Annotated in this window: 17 protein-coding genes; all 17 read left to right on the top strand. The window is 60.5% G+C overall.

The window, feature by feature from the left end; translation table 11 throughout:
* Positions 1-3 precede the first annotated feature (3 nt).
* The 17 genes from nuoF to DMZ65_RS02120 all read left to right on the top strand — a co-directional run bounded on the left by nuoF (position 4) and on the right by DMZ65_RS02120 (position 16631).
* Positions 4-1302 carry an NADH-quinone oxidoreductase subunit NuoF gene (nuoF, locus tag DMZ65_RS02200; protein ID WP_116597243.1) on the top strand — a complete coding sequence of 433 codons (1299 nt, stop codon included), beginning with the start codon at positions 4-6 and terminating at the stop codon, positions 1300-1302.
* A 4-nt stretch (positions 1303-1306) separates the two neighbouring features.
* Positions 1307-1636: a hypothetical protein gene (locus DMZ65_RS02195; protein ID WP_084352385.1), complete on the top strand. Its 330-nt coding sequence runs from the start codon at positions 1307-1309 to the stop codon at positions 1634-1636.
* A 130-nt stretch (positions 1637-1766) separates the two neighbouring features.
* On the top strand, positions 1767-2162 hold the full coding sequence (locus tag DMZ65_RS02190) for a DUF5333 domain-containing protein (protein ID WP_116597576.1): 396 nt from the start codon (positions 1767-1769) through the stop codon (positions 2160-2162).
* Positions 2163-2167: 5 nt separating this feature from the next.
* Positions 2168-4183 carry an NADH-quinone oxidoreductase subunit NuoG gene (gene nuoG, locus DMZ65_RS02185; RefSeq protein WP_116597242.1) on the top strand — a complete coding sequence of 672 codons (2016 nt, stop codon included), beginning with the start codon at positions 2168-2170 and terminating at the stop codon, positions 4181-4183.
* Positions 4180-4590 carry a YNQ4 family lipoprotein gene (locus DMZ65_RS02180; protein ID WP_116597241.1) on the top strand — a complete coding sequence of 137 codons (411 nt, stop codon included), beginning with the start codon at positions 4180-4182 and terminating at the stop codon, positions 4588-4590. Before nuoG ends, DMZ65_RS02180 begins: the two co-directional genes overlap by 4 nt.
* A gap of 7 nt (positions 4591-4597) precedes the next feature.
* Positions 4598-5635: an NADH-quinone oxidoreductase subunit NuoH gene (gene nuoH, locus DMZ65_RS02175; protein WP_116597240.1), complete on the top strand. Its 1038-nt coding sequence runs from the start codon at positions 4598-4600 to the stop codon at positions 5633-5635.
* 48 nt (positions 5636-5683) lie between these two features.
* Positions 5684-6178, top strand: a complete 495-nt coding sequence (gene nuoI, locus DMZ65_RS02170; RefSeq protein WP_116597239.1) for an NADH-quinone oxidoreductase subunit NuoI — start codon at positions 5684-5686, stop codon at positions 6176-6178.
* Positions 6179-6194: 16 nt separating this feature from the next.
* Complete coding sequence (locus DMZ65_RS02165; RefSeq protein ID WP_157960541.1) at positions 6195-6620, top strand: DUF4259 domain-containing protein; 426 nt, start codon at positions 6195-6197, stop codon at positions 6618-6620.
* Entirely contained in the window at positions 6617-7024 is a 408-nt protein-coding gene (locus DMZ65_RS02160) for a carboxymuconolactone decarboxylase family protein (protein WP_116597237.1), read from the top strand. The genes DMZ65_RS02165 and DMZ65_RS02160 overlap by 4 nt, the downstream gene beginning before the upstream one ends.
* A complete protein-coding gene (locus DMZ65_RS02155) occupies positions 7021-7623 on the top strand; it encodes an NADH-quinone oxidoreductase subunit J (RefSeq protein WP_116597236.1) in 603 nt (200 codons plus the stop codon). The genes DMZ65_RS02160 and DMZ65_RS02155 overlap by 4 nt, the downstream gene beginning before the upstream one ends.
* 169 nt (positions 7624-7792) lie before the next feature.
* Positions 7793-8098, top strand: coding sequence for an NADH-quinone oxidoreductase subunit NuoK (nuoK, locus tag DMZ65_RS02150; RefSeq protein ID WP_008553673.1), 306 nt, complete (start codon positions 7793-7795; stop codon positions 8096-8098).
* Positions 8099-8103: 5 nt separating this feature from the next.
* Positions 8104-10323 (top strand): NADH-quinone oxidoreductase subunit L, encoded by a 2220-nt coding sequence (gene nuoL / locus DMZ65_RS02145; RefSeq protein ID WP_116597235.1) that lies wholly within the window; start codon positions 8104-8106, stop codon positions 10321-10323.
* Positions 10323-11864, top strand: a complete 1542-nt coding sequence (locus tag DMZ65_RS02140; protein WP_116597234.1) for an NADH-quinone oxidoreductase subunit M — start codon at positions 10323-10325, stop codon at positions 11862-11864. Before nuoL ends, DMZ65_RS02140 begins: the two co-directional genes overlap by 1 nt.
* Positions 11865-11876: 12 nt before the next feature.
* Entirely contained in the window at positions 11877-13319 is a 1443-nt protein-coding gene (gene nuoN, locus DMZ65_RS02135; protein ID WP_116597233.1) for an NADH-quinone oxidoreductase subunit NuoN, read from the top strand.
* Between the two features lie 111 nt (positions 13320-13430).
* Entirely contained in the window at positions 13431-14183 is a 753-nt protein-coding gene (locus DMZ65_RS02130; RefSeq protein WP_116597232.1) for a biotin--[acetyl-CoA-carboxylase] ligase, read from the top strand.
* A 1-nt stretch (position 14184) separates the two neighbouring features.
* The gene (locus tag DMZ65_RS02125; RefSeq protein WP_116597231.1) at positions 14185-14958 is read left to right on the top strand and encodes a type III pantothenate kinase; all 774 of its coding nucleotides are present in this window, start codon (positions 14185-14187) and stop codon (positions 14956-14958) included.
* A gap of 5 nt (positions 14959-14963) precedes the next feature.
* Entirely contained in the window at positions 14964-16631 is a 1668-nt protein-coding gene (locus DMZ65_RS02120) for a ribonuclease J (RefSeq protein ID WP_116597230.1), read from the top strand.
* Positions 16632-16754 lie beyond the last annotated feature (123 nt).

The raw sequence follows: 16754 nt of genomic DNA, 5'->3' as shown, positions 1-16754 counted from the left end.
GCGATGCTGCAGGATCAGGACCGGATCTTCACCAATCTCTACGGGATGCATGACCGTACGCTGAAGGGCGCGCAGGCGCGGGGCCATTGGGATGGCACCGCTGACATCATCAAGAAGGGTGCGCCCTGGATCGTCGACACGATGAAGGCTTCTGGCCTGCGTGGTCGTGGCGGTGCGGGCTTTCCCACCGGATTGAAATGGTCCTTCATGCCCAAGGAAAGCGACGGGCGGCCGTCCTATCTGGTGGTGAATGCCGACGAATCAGAGCCCGGCACCTGCAAGGACCGCGAGATCATGCGCCACGATCCGCATACGCTGATCGAGGGCTGCCTGATCGCCTCTTTCGCGATGCAGGCGCATGCGTGCTATATCTACATTCGCGGCGAATATATCCGCGAGAAAGAGGCGCTTCAGGCCGCGATTGACGAGGCTTATGACGCCGGGCTGGTCGGCAAGAACGCGGCCGGGTCGGGCTGGGATTTCGACATCTACGTCGCGCATGGCGCGGGGGCCTATATCTGTGGCGAGGAAACGGCCCTGCTGGAAAGCCTTGAAGGCAAGAAAGGCATGCCGCGCATGAAGCCGCCTTTCCCGGCGGGGGCGGGTCTGTATGGCTGCCCGACGACGGTGAACAACGTCGAATCCATCGCGGTTGTGCCGACGATCCTGCGGCGCGGTGCGGAATGGTTCGCGGGCTTTGGCCGTCCGAACAATGCGGGGACAAAGCTGTTTGCGATCTCCGGCCACGTCAACAACCCCTGCGTCGTCGAAGAGGCGATGTCGATTACCTTCGAGGAACTGATCGAGACGCATTGCGGCGGCATCCGGGGCGGTTGGGACAACCTAAAGGCGGTCATTCCCGGCGGGTCGTCCGTGCCCTGTGTGCGCGGCGAAAAGATGAAAGACGCCATCATGGATTTCGATTACCTGCGCGGCGAGCTTGGCTCTGGCCTGGGCACGGCGGCGGTGATCGTGATGGACAAGGACACCGACATCATCAAGGCGATCTGGCGTCTGGCGAAATTCTACAAGCACGAAAGCTGTGGTCAGTGCACGCCTTGCCGCGAAGGCACGGGCTGGATGATGCGCGTCATGGAACGTCTGGTACGCGGCGAGGCGGAGGTCGAGGAAATCGACATGCTGTTCGACGTCACCAAACAGGTCGAAGGCCACACGATCTGCGCCCTCGGCGACGCGGCGGCCTGGCCCATTCAGGGCCTGATCCGCAACTTCCGCGACGAGATCGAGGACCGGATCAAGGCCAAGCGCACAGGCCGCGTCAGCGCCGTGGCGGCGGAGTAGGCCAATGCGGACGATTCTGATCCTGACCTGTGTCGCGCTGACCTTGGGCGGATGTTCCAAGCTGCGCTCGAACCAAAGCGTGATCGACGGCCAGTATTTCTCGGGCAAGGCACGCGGTTCGGGCGATGACAAGCACGACTTCACGGCGACGGCGCGTCCGGTTTCCAGCGGGCTGGACGCGGCGCGCGAAGCCGGGCGTCATCAGGGGACGAAATACTGTATCCGGTATTACGGCACGTCCAATATCGACTGGACGATCGGCCCGGATACCCCGGCCGATCAGCTACGCGTATCCGACGATACGCTGACCTTTGTCGGACGTTGTGTTGAATGATAAAAGGGTTTGCCATATCAGGTGGTTGCGGGGCCTGTTATTGTATAACAGGCAGCTGTGACCCCATGTCGCCAAGTGGTGGAGTCCGCGTTTCGCGCGGGTTTGCCGGGACATGGAAAGGAATAATGATATGGCACTGAAATTGCCCCTGATCCTCGCGCTTCTGACAGCGGGAACAGCCGCTGCGGCCCAGCCGCCGCTGAGCTCGGTGAAATTTGTGAATGACGGGTTGCGCAACATTGCGATCGCGGATGAGATCCGCAGCAATTGCGGATCCATCGGGGCCCGGATGATTGCGGCGCTGCAATTCATCAACAAGCTGGAAAGCCATGCGCAGGCGCAGGGCTATAGCAAGGACGAGATCGAGGACTTCGTGAAAAGCAAGGCGGATCGCAAACGTCTTGAGGCCGAGGCGAAGGCCTTTCTGGTGGCGAACGGGGCCACGAACGAGAGCGGATATTGCGCGCTGGGGCGCAAGGAAATCGCAAGGAACAGCCAGGTTGGCGCCTTGCTCAGAGCAAAGTGAGACCGATGTCGGACCTACGCAAGATCATCATCGACGAGCAGGAAGTTGAAGTGGACGGGGCAATGACCCTGATCCAGGCGTGTGAGCAGGTAGGCGTGGAAATCCCGCGCTTCTGCTATCATGAGCGTCTGTCGATCGCGGGCAACTGCCGGATGTGCCTTGTCGAGGTTGTCGGCGGCCCGCCCAAGCCTGCCGCGTCCTGCGCGATGCAGGTCCGCGATCTGCGCCCCGGCAAAGATGGCGCGCCGCCGGTGGTCAAGACCAACTCTCCGATGGTCAAGAAGGCCCGCGAAGGGGTGATGGAGTTCCTGCTTATCAACCACCCGCTCGACTGCCCGATCTGCGATCAGGGCGGCGAATGCGACCTTCAGGATCAGGCAATGGCCTACGGCGTCGATTTCAGCCGCTTCCGCGAACCAAAGCGCGCCGTGGACGATCTGAACCTCGGCCCGCTGGTCGAAACGCATATGACACGCTGCATTTCCTGCACCCGCTGCGTGCGCTTCACGACAGAGGTCGCGGGCATCACCCAGATGGGCCAGACTGGCCGGGGCGAAGACAGCGAGATCACGTCCTATCTGGGCGAGACGCTGGATTCGAACCTGCAAGGCAACATCATTGATCTCTGCCCGGTGGGCGCGCTGGTGTCGAAACCCTATGCGTTCACCGCCCGGCCTTGGGAATTGACCAAGACCGAGACAATCGACGTGATGGATGCGCTCGGGTCGAACATCCGCGTCGATACCAAGGGGCGCGAAGTCATGCGCATCCTGCCGCGCAACCATGACGGCGTGAACGAGGAATGGATTTCCGACAAAACGCGCTTTGTCTGGGACGGGTTGCGGCGTCAGCGTCTGGACAAGCCCTATATCCGCGTGGACGGCAAGCTGAAGCCCGCGACATGGCCAGAGGCGCTGTCGGCGGCGGCAGAGGCGATGAAAGACAAGAAGGTTGCCGGGTTGATCGGCGATCTGGCCCCGGTTGAGGCGACCTTTGCCTTGAAGCAACTGATCGAAGGGCTGGGTGGCAGAGTTGAATGCCGGACGGATGGCGCAAAGCTGCCCGCCGACAACCGCTCTGCCTATGTCGGAACGGCCGCGATTGAAGACATCGACAGCGCCGATGCGATCATGCTGATCGGCACCAATCCGGAGATCGAGGCACCGGTGCTGAACGCGCGCATTCGCATGGCATGGCTGCGCGGCGCGAAGGTTGGCGTTGTCGGCCCGAAGCTGGATCTCTCCTACGAATACTGGCATGCGGGCGATGATCGCGCGGCGCTTGAGAAAATGACAAAGGACCATGACGGTGACGCGAAGGACAAGAACACTCTCGTGATTGTCGGGCAGGGTGCCTTGCAGGAAGCTGACGGTGCCGCGGTTCTGGCGCAGGCGATGAAATTCGCTGATGTCACCGGATCTGGCTTCCTGATCCTGCACACGGCGGCTGGTCGTGTCGGCGCGCTGGATGTGGGGGCCGTGACCGAAGGCGGCATGGATGCACTGAAAGACGCCGACGTGGTCTATAACCTTGGCGCGGATGAGGTCGACATCGCCCCCGGTGCCTTCGTGATATATCAGGGCAGCCATGGCGACCGCGGCGCGCACCGGGCCGACATCATCCTGCCGGGGGCCGCCTATACCGAGGAAAGCGGGGTGTTCGTGAACACCGAAGGCCGCCCGCAACTGGCGCTTCGGGCCGGGTTTGCCCCTGGCGAAGCCAAGGAGAACTGGGCCATTCTGCGGGCGCTGTCAGCGGAACTGGGCGCAAAGCTGCCCTTCGACAGTCTGGCGCAACTGCGCAACGCGCTGGTCGAGGCGGTGCCGCATCTGGCAGAGATTGACTCGGTGCCTGAAAACGCATGGACCCCGCTGGCGTTGGGCGAGTTGGGCGAGGCCTCGTTCCGCCACGCGCTTGGTGATTTCTACCTGACCAACCCGATTGCACGATCCAGCCAGTTGATGGCCGAACTGTCGGCGAATGCGGCGGCGCGTGCGAAGAAACCGATGGCGGCGGAATGAGCCGTCGCCGCTTGATACCCTTTTGCGCGCTGACGCTGGCCGGGACCGTCTCGGCCTGCGCCGCCACGGATACGGCCGATCTGGCCGAGCCTGCGGTCGCGCCTGAATATGTGGGAATTAAGACCGAGGCACTGGATGATGATCTGGTGAATGTATTTGTCGCGCTGAAGGGCGGGCAGGGGACGAAAGACGTCGAGCGTTATGCCGAATGCGCCGTGTCGCGCTACACCCTTGACCGGGACTACAGTTTTGCGCGTCATTTGCGCACGAATGTGACAGAAGAGGGTGGCCTCTGGCGGGGAGATGCGGTTTACACCATCTCGCCAACGCTGCCGCGCGGGCTGATGACGATCGACGCCGAAGTCGTCGCCGAAGCCTGCGCTCAGAACGGAATACCGATGGTGTGAGGACCTGATGGCTGAATTCTTTTCCACCCCGCTGGGGATCCTGCTGATCGTCGCCGCGCAATGCCTGGCGATGACCGGTTTCGTGATGATTTCGCTGCTGTTTCTCGTTTATGGCGACCGAAAAATCTGGGCTGCGGTTCAGATGCGTCGGGGTCCAAACGTGGTCGGTACATTCGGCATTCTGCAATCGGTCGCCGACGCGCTGAAATACGTTCTCAAGGAAGTTGTCGTGCCAGCGGGTGCCGACAAGACGGTGTTCATCCTGGCACCGATGACCAGTTTCGTGCTGGCAATCATCGCCTGGGCGGTAATCCCGTTCAATGACAGCTGGGTGTTGTCCGATATCAATGTGGCGATTCTCTACGTCTTTGCCGTCTCCTCGCTGGAGGTTTACGGCGTGATCATGGGCGGCTGGGCCTCGAACTCCAAATACCCGTTCCTGGGCTCCTTGCGGTCGGCCGCGCAGATGATCTCCTACGAGGTGTCGCTGGGCCTGATTATCATCGGCATCGTGATTTCCACCGGGTCGCTGAACTTCGGCGATATTGTCCGGGCACAGGATGGCGATTTCGGTCTGTTCAACTGGTACTGGATCCCGCATTTCCCGATGGTGTTCCTGTTCTTCATCTCGGCGTTGGCGGAAACCAACCGCCCGCCTTTCGACCTGCCAGAGGCTGAATCGGAACTGGTTGCGGGCTACCAGGTGGAATACTCCGCGACGCCGTTCCTGCTGTTCATGGCCGGTGAATATATCGCCATTTTCCTGATGTGTGCGCTGACCTCGCTGCTGTTCTTCGGCGGCTGGCTGTCGCCCATTCCGGGCTTGCCGGACGGGGCGCTGTGGATGGTCGGCAAGATGGCGTTTTTCTTCTTCCTCTTCGCGATGGTCAAGGCGATCACCCCGCGCTACCGCTATGACCAGCTGATGCGTCTTGGCTGGAAAGTGTTCCTGCCGTTCAGCCTGTTCTGGGTGGTCTTCGTGTCCTTCGCCACAAAGTTTGACTGGTTCTGGGGCATCTTCGCCCGCTGGTCGACAGGAGCTTGAGATGAACACGCTGGCAAACTGTTATAAAGCTGACCCAGAGGTGGTGCTATGACCCAGATCGACTACACACGGGCCGCGAAATACTTCCTTCTTTGGGATTTCGTGATCGGCATGAAGCTGGGGCTGAGGTATTTCTTTGCGCCGAAAGCGACATTGAATTACCCGCATGAAAAGGGCCCGCTCAGCCCGCGTTTCCGTGGCGAACACGCGCTGCGCCGCTATCCCAACGGTGAGGAGCGTTGCATCGCCTGCAAACTCTGCGAGGCGGTTTGCCCGGCGCAAGCCATCACCATTGACGCGGAACCCCGTGACGACGGCAGCCGCCGCACGACACGTTACGACATCGACATGACCAAATGCATCTATTGCGGTTTCTGCCAGGAGGCCTGCCCGGTGGATGCGATTGTCGAAGGCCCGAATTTTGAATTCTCGACGGAAACCCGCGAAGAACTGTTCTATGAAAAGGACAAGCTGCTTGCGAATGGTGACCGTTGGGAGGCAGAGATTGCCCGCAATCTCGAACTGGACGCGCCCTACCGCTAACGCCTGGAGAAACGACATGGGTGCCTGGGGCATCGGAATATTTGACAATGACGACGCGGCGGACTTCCTGGGGGAGTACGAGGCCGGGGGCGTCGGTGCCGTGATCGAGGCGTTTGAAGACGTGATCGCGTCTGCCTCGGCGGGCTATGTCGATGGTGATGTCGGAGCCATCGGTCTGGCAGCGGCCGAGATTGTCAGCGCCAGTCTTGGACGGCCCTCGGACGATCTGGATGAGGATGAGCGTAAGGTGATCCGCCTGCACGAAGCGGATGTGGCGGGGTCGGCGGATGCGCGTGGTCTGGCACCCCGCACGGTTGATATTGTCGTGACGGATGACGGCACGTCAGAGTTTTACGATATGTGGTCGGAGTCGGATTCGCTGGCCGAATGGCTTGGCGTTGTAAACGGGCTCAGGGAACGGTTGACTGGAGGCGCGCTATGACGGATGCAAAGACCCCTTTCGAACTGATGATGGCCCAGGCGCAGGAAATGGCCAAGGCCTTCAATCCGGCGATGGAGACGTTCAACCCCAAAGGCTTCGAGAAACTTTGGCCGACCATGCCCAAGGACAGCATGGAAATGTGGTTCGGGCGCGGGCTTAGCAAGGAAGGGCTGGACGCCAAGACGCGGCTTTTGTTGACGCTGGCGGGACTGACCATGCAGGGCGCACAGGCAGAAACCCCATTGCGCATGACCGTCCGACACGCCATGGAGGCCGGCGCAACCAATGACGAGATTGCCGAGACCATCGCCCAGATGTCGATGTTCGCGGGCATTCCGGCCATGACCCGCGCGATGGAACTTGCGCGCGCGGTGATGGAAGATAACAAGGATAACGAAACATGATGGTGTTCGCTTTCTATCTGTTCGCACTGTGCACGATCACCGGTGGCCTGTTCACCGTTGTCAGCCGAAACCCGGTGCATTCTGTGCTATGGCTTATCCTGGCTTTCCTCAGCTCGGCCGGGCTTTTCGTTTTGCTCGGGGCAGAGTTTGTCGCGATGCTGTTGGTCATCGTCTATGTCGGCGCGGTTGCGGTGCTTTTCCTCTTCGTCGTGATGATGCTGGATGTGGATTTCGCCGAACTTCGGGCCGAAATGGCGGGCTACATGCCGCTGGCCTTGCTGTTCGGGGTGATCATCCTGATGCAGCTTGGCATGGCGCTTGGCGTCTGGCAGACCTCCGAGGCTGCCGAGGGCATGCGTGCGGCAGTGATGCCCGACGGGCGTCACAACACCGAAGCTTTGGGCCTGCTTCTCTACGACCGGTATTTCCTGTTGTTCCAGCTTGCGGGGTTGATCCTGCTGGTCGCCATGATCGGTGCCATCGTGCTGACCCTGCGCCACCGCAAGGATGTAAAGCGCCAGGATATCGTCGCGCAGATGATGCGTGATCCGGCCAAAGCGATGGAATTGCGTGACGTGAAACCGGGGCAGGGGCTGTGATCTTGCGATTGCGTCCGGTCCGGAAACGAAGGGACATCTAATGTCGACAAATACAATAATCATTGTGGTGGTCGTTCTGATCATCGTGTTGGGCGGCTACTCCTTTCTCGGCTGACCACCGGGCGCCGAAACGACCCGGAAATCCGGGCAAGACTTCTTGAGGGACAAGATGATCGGACTTGAACATTACCTGACGGTTGCGGCGACGCTGTTTGTCATCGGCATCTTCGGGCTTTTCCTGAACCGCAAGAACGTGATCATCCTGCTGATGAGCATCGAACTGATGCTCTTGGCGGTGAACATCAACCTTGTGGCCTTCTCGTCCTTTCTGGGCGATCTGGTGGGACAGGTCTTCACGCTGTTCGTCCTGACCGTCGCCGCAGCGGAGGCGGCCATCGGCCTTGCCATCCTCGTCTGCTTCTTCCGGAACCGCGGCACCATCGCCGTGGAAGACGTCAACGTCATGAAAGGCTGACCGATATGGAAACGATCATCCTCTTCGCGCCGCTTGTCGGTGCCCTGATCGCGGGTTTTGGCTGGCGTCTGATCGGCGAGCGTGGAGCCATGTGGATCACCACCGGCCTGCTGTTCGTGGCCTGTTTCTTCTCGTGGATCGTCTTTCTGACCCATGGCCCGGAAACGCAGCATATCCAGATCCTGCGCTGGGTCGAATCCGGGTCGCTGTCGACGGATTGGTCGATCCGTCTGGATCGTCTGACCTCGATCATGCTGATCGTTGTGACAACCGTTTCCGCGCTCGTCCATCTCTACAGCTTTGGCTACATGGATCATGATCCGCAATGGAAGAAGGGCGAGGTCTACAAGCCGCGTTTCTTCGCCTACCTGTCCTTCTTTACCTTTGCCATGTTGGCGCTGGTCACGTCCGATAACCTTGTACAGATGTTCTTTGGCTGGGAAGGCGTCGGTGTCGCCTCATACTTGCTGATCGGTTTCTACTACCGCAAGCCAAGCGCCAATGCCGCCGCGATCAAGGCTTTCGTGGTCAACCGGGTCGGTGATTTCGGCTTTTTGCTGGGGATCTTGGGGCTGTTTTACCTGACGGACTCGATCAGGCTTGACGACGTGTTTGCCGCCTCCGCTGGTCTGGCCGATACGCAACTGACCTTTCTGTGGACCGAGTGGAACGCGGCAAACCTGATTGCCTTCCTGCTCTTCGTCGGCGCGATGGGGAAATCGGCGCAGTTGTTCCTGCACACATGGCTTCCCGACGCGATGGAGGGTCCGACGCCGGTGTCGGCGCTGATCCACGCCGCGACGATGGTCACGGCCGGTGTCTTCCTTGTCTCTCGCATGTCGCCCTTGATGGAATACGCGCCTGAAACCTTGAGCTTCATCACCTTCATGGGGGCGTCTACCGCCTTTGTCGCGGCGACGATCGGTCTGGTGCAGAACGACATCAAGCGTGTGATCGCCTATTCGACAATGTCGCAGCTTGGCTATATGTTCGTGGCGGCCGGTGTTGGCGTCTATTCGGTGGCGATGTTCCACCTGCTGACCCATGCCTTCTTCAAGGCGATGCTGTTTCTGGGGGCCGGTTCGGTGATCCATGCGATGCATCACGAGCAGGACATGCGGAACTATGGCAACCTGCGCAAGAAGATCCCCTATACGTTCGGGGCGATGCTGATCGGCACGCTGGCCATCACCGGCGTCGGCATTCCGCTGACCCATATCGGCTTTGCCGGCTTCCTGTCCAAGGACGCCGTGATCGAAAGCGCCTGGGCCGGTACGCAGGGCGGCTATGCCTTCTGGATGCTGGTGGTCGCGGCACTTTTCACCAGCTTCTACAGCTGGCGGCTGATGTTCCTGACCTTTTACGGAAAGGCGCGCGGCGACCGTCATACGCATGAACATGCGCATGAGTCGCCCAAGGTGATGCTGATTCCGCTGGGTGTGCTGGCGGTTGGTTCGGTGCTTGCCGGGATGGTCTGGTATAACAGCTTCTTCGGCGACCATAATTCGGTTAACCGTTTCTTCGGCGTCCCGGCTCATGCCGAGGCGACCGAAGACCATGCCGCCGATGCCGGTGCTGACGCGCCTGCTGCCGAGGCGGGCCAAGCTGAAACCGCCGCCGCCGATCAAGAGGTGGCCGCCGACACCGGAGATGGTGAAGCCGCCGCCGATGGCGAAACGCTTGCAGCGGATGCTGCCCAAGGGGGTGCCGTGGCTGATGAAGCGCATGGTGAGGCAGATGCGGGTCACGCGCCGGTTGTTTCCGGAATGGCACCGCAGGGTGCGATCTTCACCGGGCCGGACAACCACGTCATGGACGATGCGCATCACGCGCCTGTCTGGGTCAAGGTCAGCCCGTTCATCGCCATGCTGATCGGCTTTGTCGTGGCCTACTGGTTCTACATCGTGAACCCCGCAATGCCGCGCAAGCTGGCAGAGCAGCAACGTCCGCTCTACCTGTTCCTGCTGAACAAGTGGTATTTCGACGAGCTTTATGACGTGATCTTCATCCGCTCTGCAAAATCGCTTGGCCGTCTTTTGTGGAAGGGCGGTGACGGCAAGGCCATCGACGGATCGCTGAATGGCGTGGCGATGGGTATCGTGCCCTTCTTCACCCGGCTCGCGGGGCGCGCCCAGTCCGGCTACATCTTTACCTATGCCTTCGCCATGGTGATCGGGGTTGCGATCTTCATCACCTGGATGACGCTCAGCGGAGGAGCGCACTGATGGACAACCTTCTTTCGATTGTCACCTTCCTGCCCGCGCTGGCAGCGCTGATCCTCGCCGTGTTCCTGCGCGGCGGAGACGAGGCGGCGGATCGCAATGCCAAATGGCTGGCGCTGTTTGCGACCGGGGCGACCTTCCTGATTTCGCTGTTCATCCTGTTCCAGTTCAACCCCGCCGATACCGGCTTTCAGATGGTGGAAGAGGGTGCCTGGCTGCTTGGGCTGAAATACAAGATGGGCGTGGACGGGATTTCCGTGCTTTTCGTGCTGCTGACGACATTCATGATGCCGCTGACCATCGCGGCAAGCTGGGGCGTCAAGGCGCGCGTCAAGGAATACATGATCGCATTCCTGCTGCTTGAGACGCTGATGCTTGGCGTGTTCATGGCGCTGGATCTGGTCCTTTTCTATGTCTTCTTCGAGGCCGGGTTGATCCCGATGTTCCTGATCATCGGGATCTGGGGGGGCAAGGAACGGATCTACGCGAGCTTCAAGTTCTTCCTTTACACCTTCCTCGGCTCGGTCCTGATGCTGGTCGCGATGGTTGCGATGTTCGCTGAGGCTGGAAGCACCGACATTCCGACGCTGATGACGCATCAATTCTCGTCCGCCGGCTTCTCGGTCCTTGGCATCCATATCGTCGGCGGGATGCAGACGCTGATGTTCCTCGCTTTCTTCGCCAGCTTTGCGGTCAAGATGCCGATGTGGCCGGTCCACACTTGGTTGCCCGACGCGCACGTTCAGGCCCCGACGGCAGGTTCTGTCGTGCTGGCGGCGATCCTGCTGAAGATGGGTGGCTATGGCTTCCTGCGATTCAGCCTGCCGATGTTCCCGGTGGGGGCCGATGTGCTGACCCCGCTGGTTCTGTGGATGAGCGCGATTGCCATCGTCTACACCAGCCTCGTCGCGCTGGTGCAGGAAGACATGAAAAAGCTGATTGCCTATTCGTCTGTTGCCCATATGGGCTATGTGACGATGGGAATTTTCGCGGCCAACCAGCAGGGCGTTGACGGGGCAATCTTCCAGATGCTCAGCCATGGCTTCATCTCGGGTGCGCTATTTTTGTGTGTCGGCGTGATCTACGACCGGATGCACACCCGCGACATCGACGCCTATGGCGGGTTGGTGAACCGGATGCCGTCCTACGCGCTGATCTTCATGTTCTTCACCATGGCCAATGTCGGCTTGCCCGGCACGTCCGGCTTTGTTGGTGAATTCCTGACATTGATGGGCGTATTCCAGGTCAACACCTGGGTGGCTGTGGTCGCGACGTCAGGGGTGATCCTGTCGGCCTCTTACGCGCTGTGGCTCTATCGCCGGGTCGTGATGGGCGACCTGATCAAGGAAAGCCTGCGTTCGATCTCCGACATGACGCGCCGCGAGAAGTGGATCTTTGCGCCGCTCGTGACCATGACGCTTCTGCTGGGGGTCTATCCCAGCCTGGTAACAGACATCATCGGCCCCTCGGTAGAGGCGCTGGTTTCAAACTACGACACCGCACTGGCCGCGTCTTCCGACGCTGTCCAGGTGGCGTCGCACTGAGGGATCTTGGACATGCTACAGGCTGACCTGACAATCATCCTTCCCGAAATCGTGCTTTCGGTCTACGCGATGATCGCGCTGCTCGGTGCGGTCTACACGGGCAAGGATGCGCTGGCCCCGATGCTGACCTGGGCAACGGCGGGTGTGTTCGTCCTGCTGGCCGCATGGATCGGCACCAGTGGCGAGGGCATTCGTCCGGCCTTTGGCGGGATGTTCATCGACGATGGATTCGCGCGCTTTTCAAAGGTGACGCTGCTTCTGTCCGCGGCCGCCGTGCTGGTGATGAGCCAGGATTACCTGTCGCGCCGGGGATTGCTGCGGTTTGAATTTCCGCTGCTGATCGCATTGGCGGTTGTCGGCATGATGATGATGGTCTCTGCCGGTGATCTGATGGCGCTGTATATGGGGCTGGAGCTGCAATCGCTGGCGCTTTACGTCGTCGCGGCCATTCGTCGTGACAGCGCAAGATCAACAGAGGCCGGGTTGAAATACTTCGTATTGGGGGCGCTGTCCTCGGGCCTGCTGCTTTACGGCGCGTCGCTGACCTATGGCTTTGCGGGGACCACGCTGTTTTCCGGCATCGTGCAGACCGCGACCGAAGGCCATGTCTCGCTTGGCCTGCTGTTTGGTCTTGTCCTGATCGCCTGTGGTCTGGCCTTCAAGGTCTCTGCCGTGCCGTTCCACATGTGGACGCCGGATGTCTACGAAGGCTCTCCCACGCCGGTTACGGCCTTCTTCGCAACGGCCCCGAAGGTCGCGGCGATGGCGCTGTTCGCGCGGGTGCTGCATGATGCATTCGGCGGCGCTGTGGGGGACTGGCAACAGGTGATCGCGTTCCTGTCGCTTCTGTCGATGTTCCTTGGTGCGGTTGCGGCGATCGGACAGACCAACATCAAACGCCTTATGGCCTATTCCTCGATCGCCCATATGGGCTATGCGCTGATGGGGCTGGCTGCGGGCACGGCCTTTGGTGTGCAGGCGCTGCTGATCTACATGGCGATCTATGTGACGATGAATGTCGGCACGTTTGCGTTTATCCTGTCGATGGAACGCGACGGCCAGCCGGTCACTGACATCAGAAGCCTGAACATGTATTCGAAGAAAGAGCCAGCCAAGGCGTTGGCCGTGCTGATCCTGATGTTCAGCCTTGCAGGCGTGCCGCCGCTGGTGGGGTTCTTCGGCAAGCTGTACGTCTTGCGCGCAGCCTATGAGGGCGGGCTGGCCTGGTTGGCGGTTGCCGGTGTGGTGGCCTCGGTCATCGGTGCATTCTATTATCTCCGGATCGTGTTCTACATGTATTTCGGAGAAGAGACCGACGATGCGCTGGATGGCGGGCAATCAGCGATTCTTTCGGGTTTCCTGATGGTCTCTGCGGCGATCATGTTGCTGGGTGTCGTAAACCTTTTCGGAATAGAAGGGGCGGCTGCGGCAGCGGCTGCGACGCTTGTCAACTAAGCGACCTGCCCATACGGTTTTCGAACGTGGCGCGCCAAGGGCGCGTCGCTTTCGTTTTCCGGACGCCGTGAAGGTTCTGACTTGCGACGCGTTTCGCACGAGGCGCAGCCAATGAGCTGGCCCGCCGGATACGGGCGGCGCGTTCTGCCAGAGCTGGACAGCACCAATGCCGAAGCGGTGCGGATCGCCGCAACCCTTGCCGGGCCAGAGTGGATCTGCGCGCTGCGTCAAACCGCCGGCAAGGGGCGTCGCGGTCGGGCATGGTCCGATCCACAGGGCAACCTTGCAGCGACGTTGGTGCTGCGTGTGGATGAGGCACCCGACGTCACCGCCCTTCGCAGTTTCGTGGCCGCACTGGCGCTGTTTGATGCCTTTGTGGTGTTGACCGGGCGGGTCGCACCGTTCTCGCTGAAATGGCCCAATGACGTGCTGTTGAACGGCGGCAAGGTCGCGGGGATATTGCTTGAAAGCTTTGAGGTCGGAGGCGTGCGGCATTTGGCGATCGGCACTGGCGTCAACCTTCGCAATGCCCCTGAGGTGGCGCAGGTCGAAACCCATGCCCTGCGGCCCGTCAGCCTTCAGGGGGAAACCGGGCTGGATGTGGCACCCGAGGTTTTCCTTGATGCGCTTGCCACGTCTTATGCCGTGCTGGAAGAACAGTTCGTCACACATGGATTTGCCCCGATCCGCCGGGCTTGGCTGGACCGTGCGGCGCGCCTTGGTGAAACCATCACCGCGCGCACCGGAACAACCGAGACGACCGGCGTGTTCGAGACTGTGGACCAGGCGGGAAATCTGGTTCTGACCACGTCGCAGGGCAGGGTGGCCATCCCCGCGGCCGATGTCTTTTTCAAGGAGGGTTGAGATGCTTCTGGCGATTGATTGCGGTAACACCAACACGGTCTTCTCGCTCTGGGATGGCGCGCGCTTCATCGCCACCTGGCGGACCTCGACCGAGACCCAGCGCACGGCAGACCAATATTACGTCTGGCTGTCGACCTTGATGAAATTTCAGAAGATTGACGCCCAGATCACCGACATGATCATCAGCTCGACCGTGCCGCGTGTCGTGTTCAACCTGCGCGTTCTGGCGGATCGCTATTTCAACACCCGTCCGCTGGTGGTGGGCAAACCCGACTGCGCGCTGCCGGTGGGGGTGCGCGTTGATGCGGGCACCCAGGTCGGGCCGGACCGGCTGGTCAATACCGTGGCCGGGCATGATCTGTACGGCGGCGATCTTATCGTCGTGGATTTCGGCACGGCGACGACATTCGATGTGGTGGATGAAGACGGCGCCTATGTGGGCGGAGTGATCGCGCCGGGGGTGAACCTGTCCCTCATGGCATTGCATCAGGCCGCCGCCGCCCTGCCGCATGTGGATATTACCAAGCCGCAACAGGTGGTGGGTACCAACACCGTCACCTGTATGCAGTCAGGCGTTTTCTGGGGCTATGTCGGCCTCGTCCGTGAAATCTGCGCGCGCGTCAAGCAAGAACGCGAACGCCCGATGAAGATCATAGCGACCGGCGGGCTGGCGCCGTTGTTCCAGCAGACCGACGAGCTGTTCGATGCCGTCGAGGACACACTCACGATGCACGGGCTGACCGTCATTTATAAATTCAATCAACACGAGGACTAACTCATATGGTAGCGCAACGCGCCATCTACCTTCCCCTTGGCGGGGCTGGCGAAATCGGAATGAACGCCTATGTCTATGGCTACGGCAAACCGGATCAGGAACGTCTGATCCTGGTGGATCTTGGCGTCACCTTTCCGGATATGGACGGAACCCCTGGGGTTAACCTGATCCTGCCGGATATCACCTGGCTGAAAGAACGCCGCGACCGGCTGGAGGCGATTTTCATCACCCACGCGCATGAGGATCATGTCGGCGCGGTCGGGCATTTTTATGAACAGTTGGGCGTGCCCATCTATGCGCGGGCCTTCACGTCAAACATCGCGCGCCGCAAGCTGGAAGAATATGGCATTGGTGCCGAAGCGGTCAAGACCGTGGGGGCGTGGCCAGAAAAGGTGAAGACCGGGCCGTTTGAAGTCTCGTTCCTGCCGATATCGCATTCCATACCCGAAAGCTCTGCGCTGGTGCTGGATTGTCCGGATGGGCGGATCGTGCACACGGGTGACTTCAAGCTGGACCAGACCCCGCTGGTGGGCGAAGCCTATGACCCGGCGCTTTGGGCCGAGGTCGCCAAACCCGGCGTCAAGGCGCTGGTCTGCGATTCCACCAACGTCTTTTCGCCCCATGCCGGACGGTCCGAGGCCACGCTTGGCCCCGACATCGAAAAACTGGTCAGCGATGCGACGGGCATGGTGGTGGCCACCACATTCGCGTCCAACGTCGCGCGCGTCAAAACGCTGGCAGAGGCGGGCGACCGGGCTGGCCGCTCGATCTGTCTGTTGGGACGCGCGATGCGCCGGATGATCGAAGCATCCATCGAAACCGGTGTTCTGACCAATTTCCCCACCGTGATTGGCCCCGAAGATGCCGTGCAAATGCCGCGCGAAAACGTGATGCTGCTGGTCACCGGCAGCCAGGGCGAACGGCGCGCGGCGTCGGCCCAGCTGGCGCGCGGAAAATATAACGGGCTGGTGCTGAAGGAGGGCGATACCTTCCTCTTTTCGTCCAAGACCATTCCGGGCAACGAACGCGGGGTAATCCGCATCATCAACCAGTTCTCGGAAATGGGCGTTGATGTGATCGACGATTCAAATGGGCTTTATCACGTTTCGGGCCATGCCAACCGGCCGGATCTGGAGGCGATGCATGACATCGTCAATCCGCAGATGGTGATCCCGATGCACGGTGAACATCGCCACTTGCGCGAACACGCCAAGCTTGCCGAATCCAAGGGGCGTGCGGGCATCGTGGCGGTCAACGGCATGATGCTGAACCTGTCGGGCAATGCGCCGACGGTTGCCGAATATGTCGAGACCGGACGCACCTATCTTGACGGTTCCGTGCAGATCGGCGCGATGGATGGTGTGGTGCGCGACCGTATCCGCATGGCGCTGAACGGGCATGTGATTGTCACAGTCATCCTTGATGAAGAGGATGAACCGCTGGGCGACCCGTGGTGCGATGTCATGGGCCTGCCCGCGCAGGGGCGTGGTAACGCGCCTTTGGTCGATGTGCTGGAGGCAGACCTGAGCCAATTCCTGGGCCGTGCAGGTGCCAAGACACTGACCGATGACAGCAAGCTGGAAGAAGGGCTGCGCCGCACCGCGCGTCAGACCACAAATGACGAGATCGGCAAAAAGCCGGAAGTCACCGTGATTGTCAGCAGGCTGGGTTAAGCCCGGAGGCACCGTTTGCGAACGATGGCAAACGGTGCCTGGCCTCGGTCGAGATTTGGGTCGAGACGAAGACAACAAAAAAGAGCCGGTGAAAACCGGCCCTTTTTGCAAATTCAGTGCAGT

The organism is Primorskyibacter marinus (assembly GCF_003313245.1).
Classification (GTDB): Bacteria; Pseudomonadota; Alphaproteobacteria; order Rhodobacterales; family Rhodobacteraceae; genus Primorskyibacter; species Primorskyibacter marinus.
This window is presented reverse-complemented; position numbering and strand designations above follow the sequence as displayed.

Coding starts and splice junctions, on each gene's coding strand:
- DMZ65_RS02180 (WP_116597241.1), top strand. CDS start 4,180: ATGAGCCGTCGCCGCTTGATACCCTTTTGCGCGCTGACGCTGGCCGGG.
- DMZ65_RS02190 (WP_116597576.1), top strand. CDS start 1,767: ATGGCACTGAAATTGCCCCTGATCCTCGCGCTTCTGACAGCGGGAACA.
- nuoF (WP_116597243.1), top strand. CDS start 4: ATGCTGCAGGATCAGGACCGGATCTTCACCAATCTCTACGGGATGCAT.
- nuoN (WP_116597233.1), top strand. CDS start 11,877: ATGCTACAGGCTGACCTGACAATCATCCTTCCCGAAATCGTGCTTTCG.
- DMZ65_RS02120 (WP_116597230.1), top strand. CDS start 14,964: ATGGTAGCGCAACGCGCCATCTACCTTCCCCTTGGCGGGGCTGGCGAA.
- DMZ65_RS02195 (WP_084352385.1), top strand. CDS start 1,307: ATGCGGACGATTCTGATCCTGACCTGTGTCGCGCTGACCTTGGGCGGA.
- nuoH (WP_116597240.1), top strand. CDS start 4,598: ATGGCTGAATTCTTTTCCACCCCGCTGGGGATCCTGCTGATCGTCGCC.
- DMZ65_RS02125 (WP_116597231.1), top strand. CDS start 14,185: ATGCTTCTGGCGATTGATTGCGGTAACACCAACACGGTCTTCTCGCTC.
- nuoG (WP_116597242.1), top strand. CDS start 2,168: ATGTCGGACCTACGCAAGATCATCATCGACGAGCAGGAAGTTGAAGTG.
- DMZ65_RS02130 (WP_116597232.1), top strand. CDS start 13,431: ATGAGCTGGCCCGCCGGATACGGGCGGCGCGTTCTGCCAGAGCTGGAC.
- nuoI (WP_116597239.1), top strand. CDS start 5,684: ATGACCCAGATCGACTACACACGGGCCGCGAAATACTTCCTTCTTTGG.
- DMZ65_RS02140 (WP_116597234.1), top strand. CDS start 10,323: ATGGACAACCTTCTTTCGATTGTCACCTTCCTGCCCGCGCTGGCAGCG.
- nuoK (WP_008553673.1), top strand. CDS start 7,793: ATGATCGGACTTGAACATTACCTGACGGTTGCGGCGACGCTGTTTGTC.
- DMZ65_RS02160 (WP_116597237.1), top strand. CDS start 6,617: ATGACGGATGCAAAGACCCCTTTCGAACTGATGATGGCCCAGGCGCAG.
- DMZ65_RS02165 (WP_157960541.1), top strand. CDS start 6,195: ATGGGTGCCTGGGGCATCGGAATATTTGACAATGACGACGCGGCGGAC.
- nuoL (WP_116597235.1), top strand. CDS start 8,104: ATGGAAACGATCATCCTCTTCGCGCCGCTTGTCGGTGCCCTGATCGCG.
- DMZ65_RS02155 (WP_116597236.1), top strand. CDS start 7,021: ATGATGGTGTTCGCTTTCTATCTGTTCGCACTGTGCACGATCACCGGT.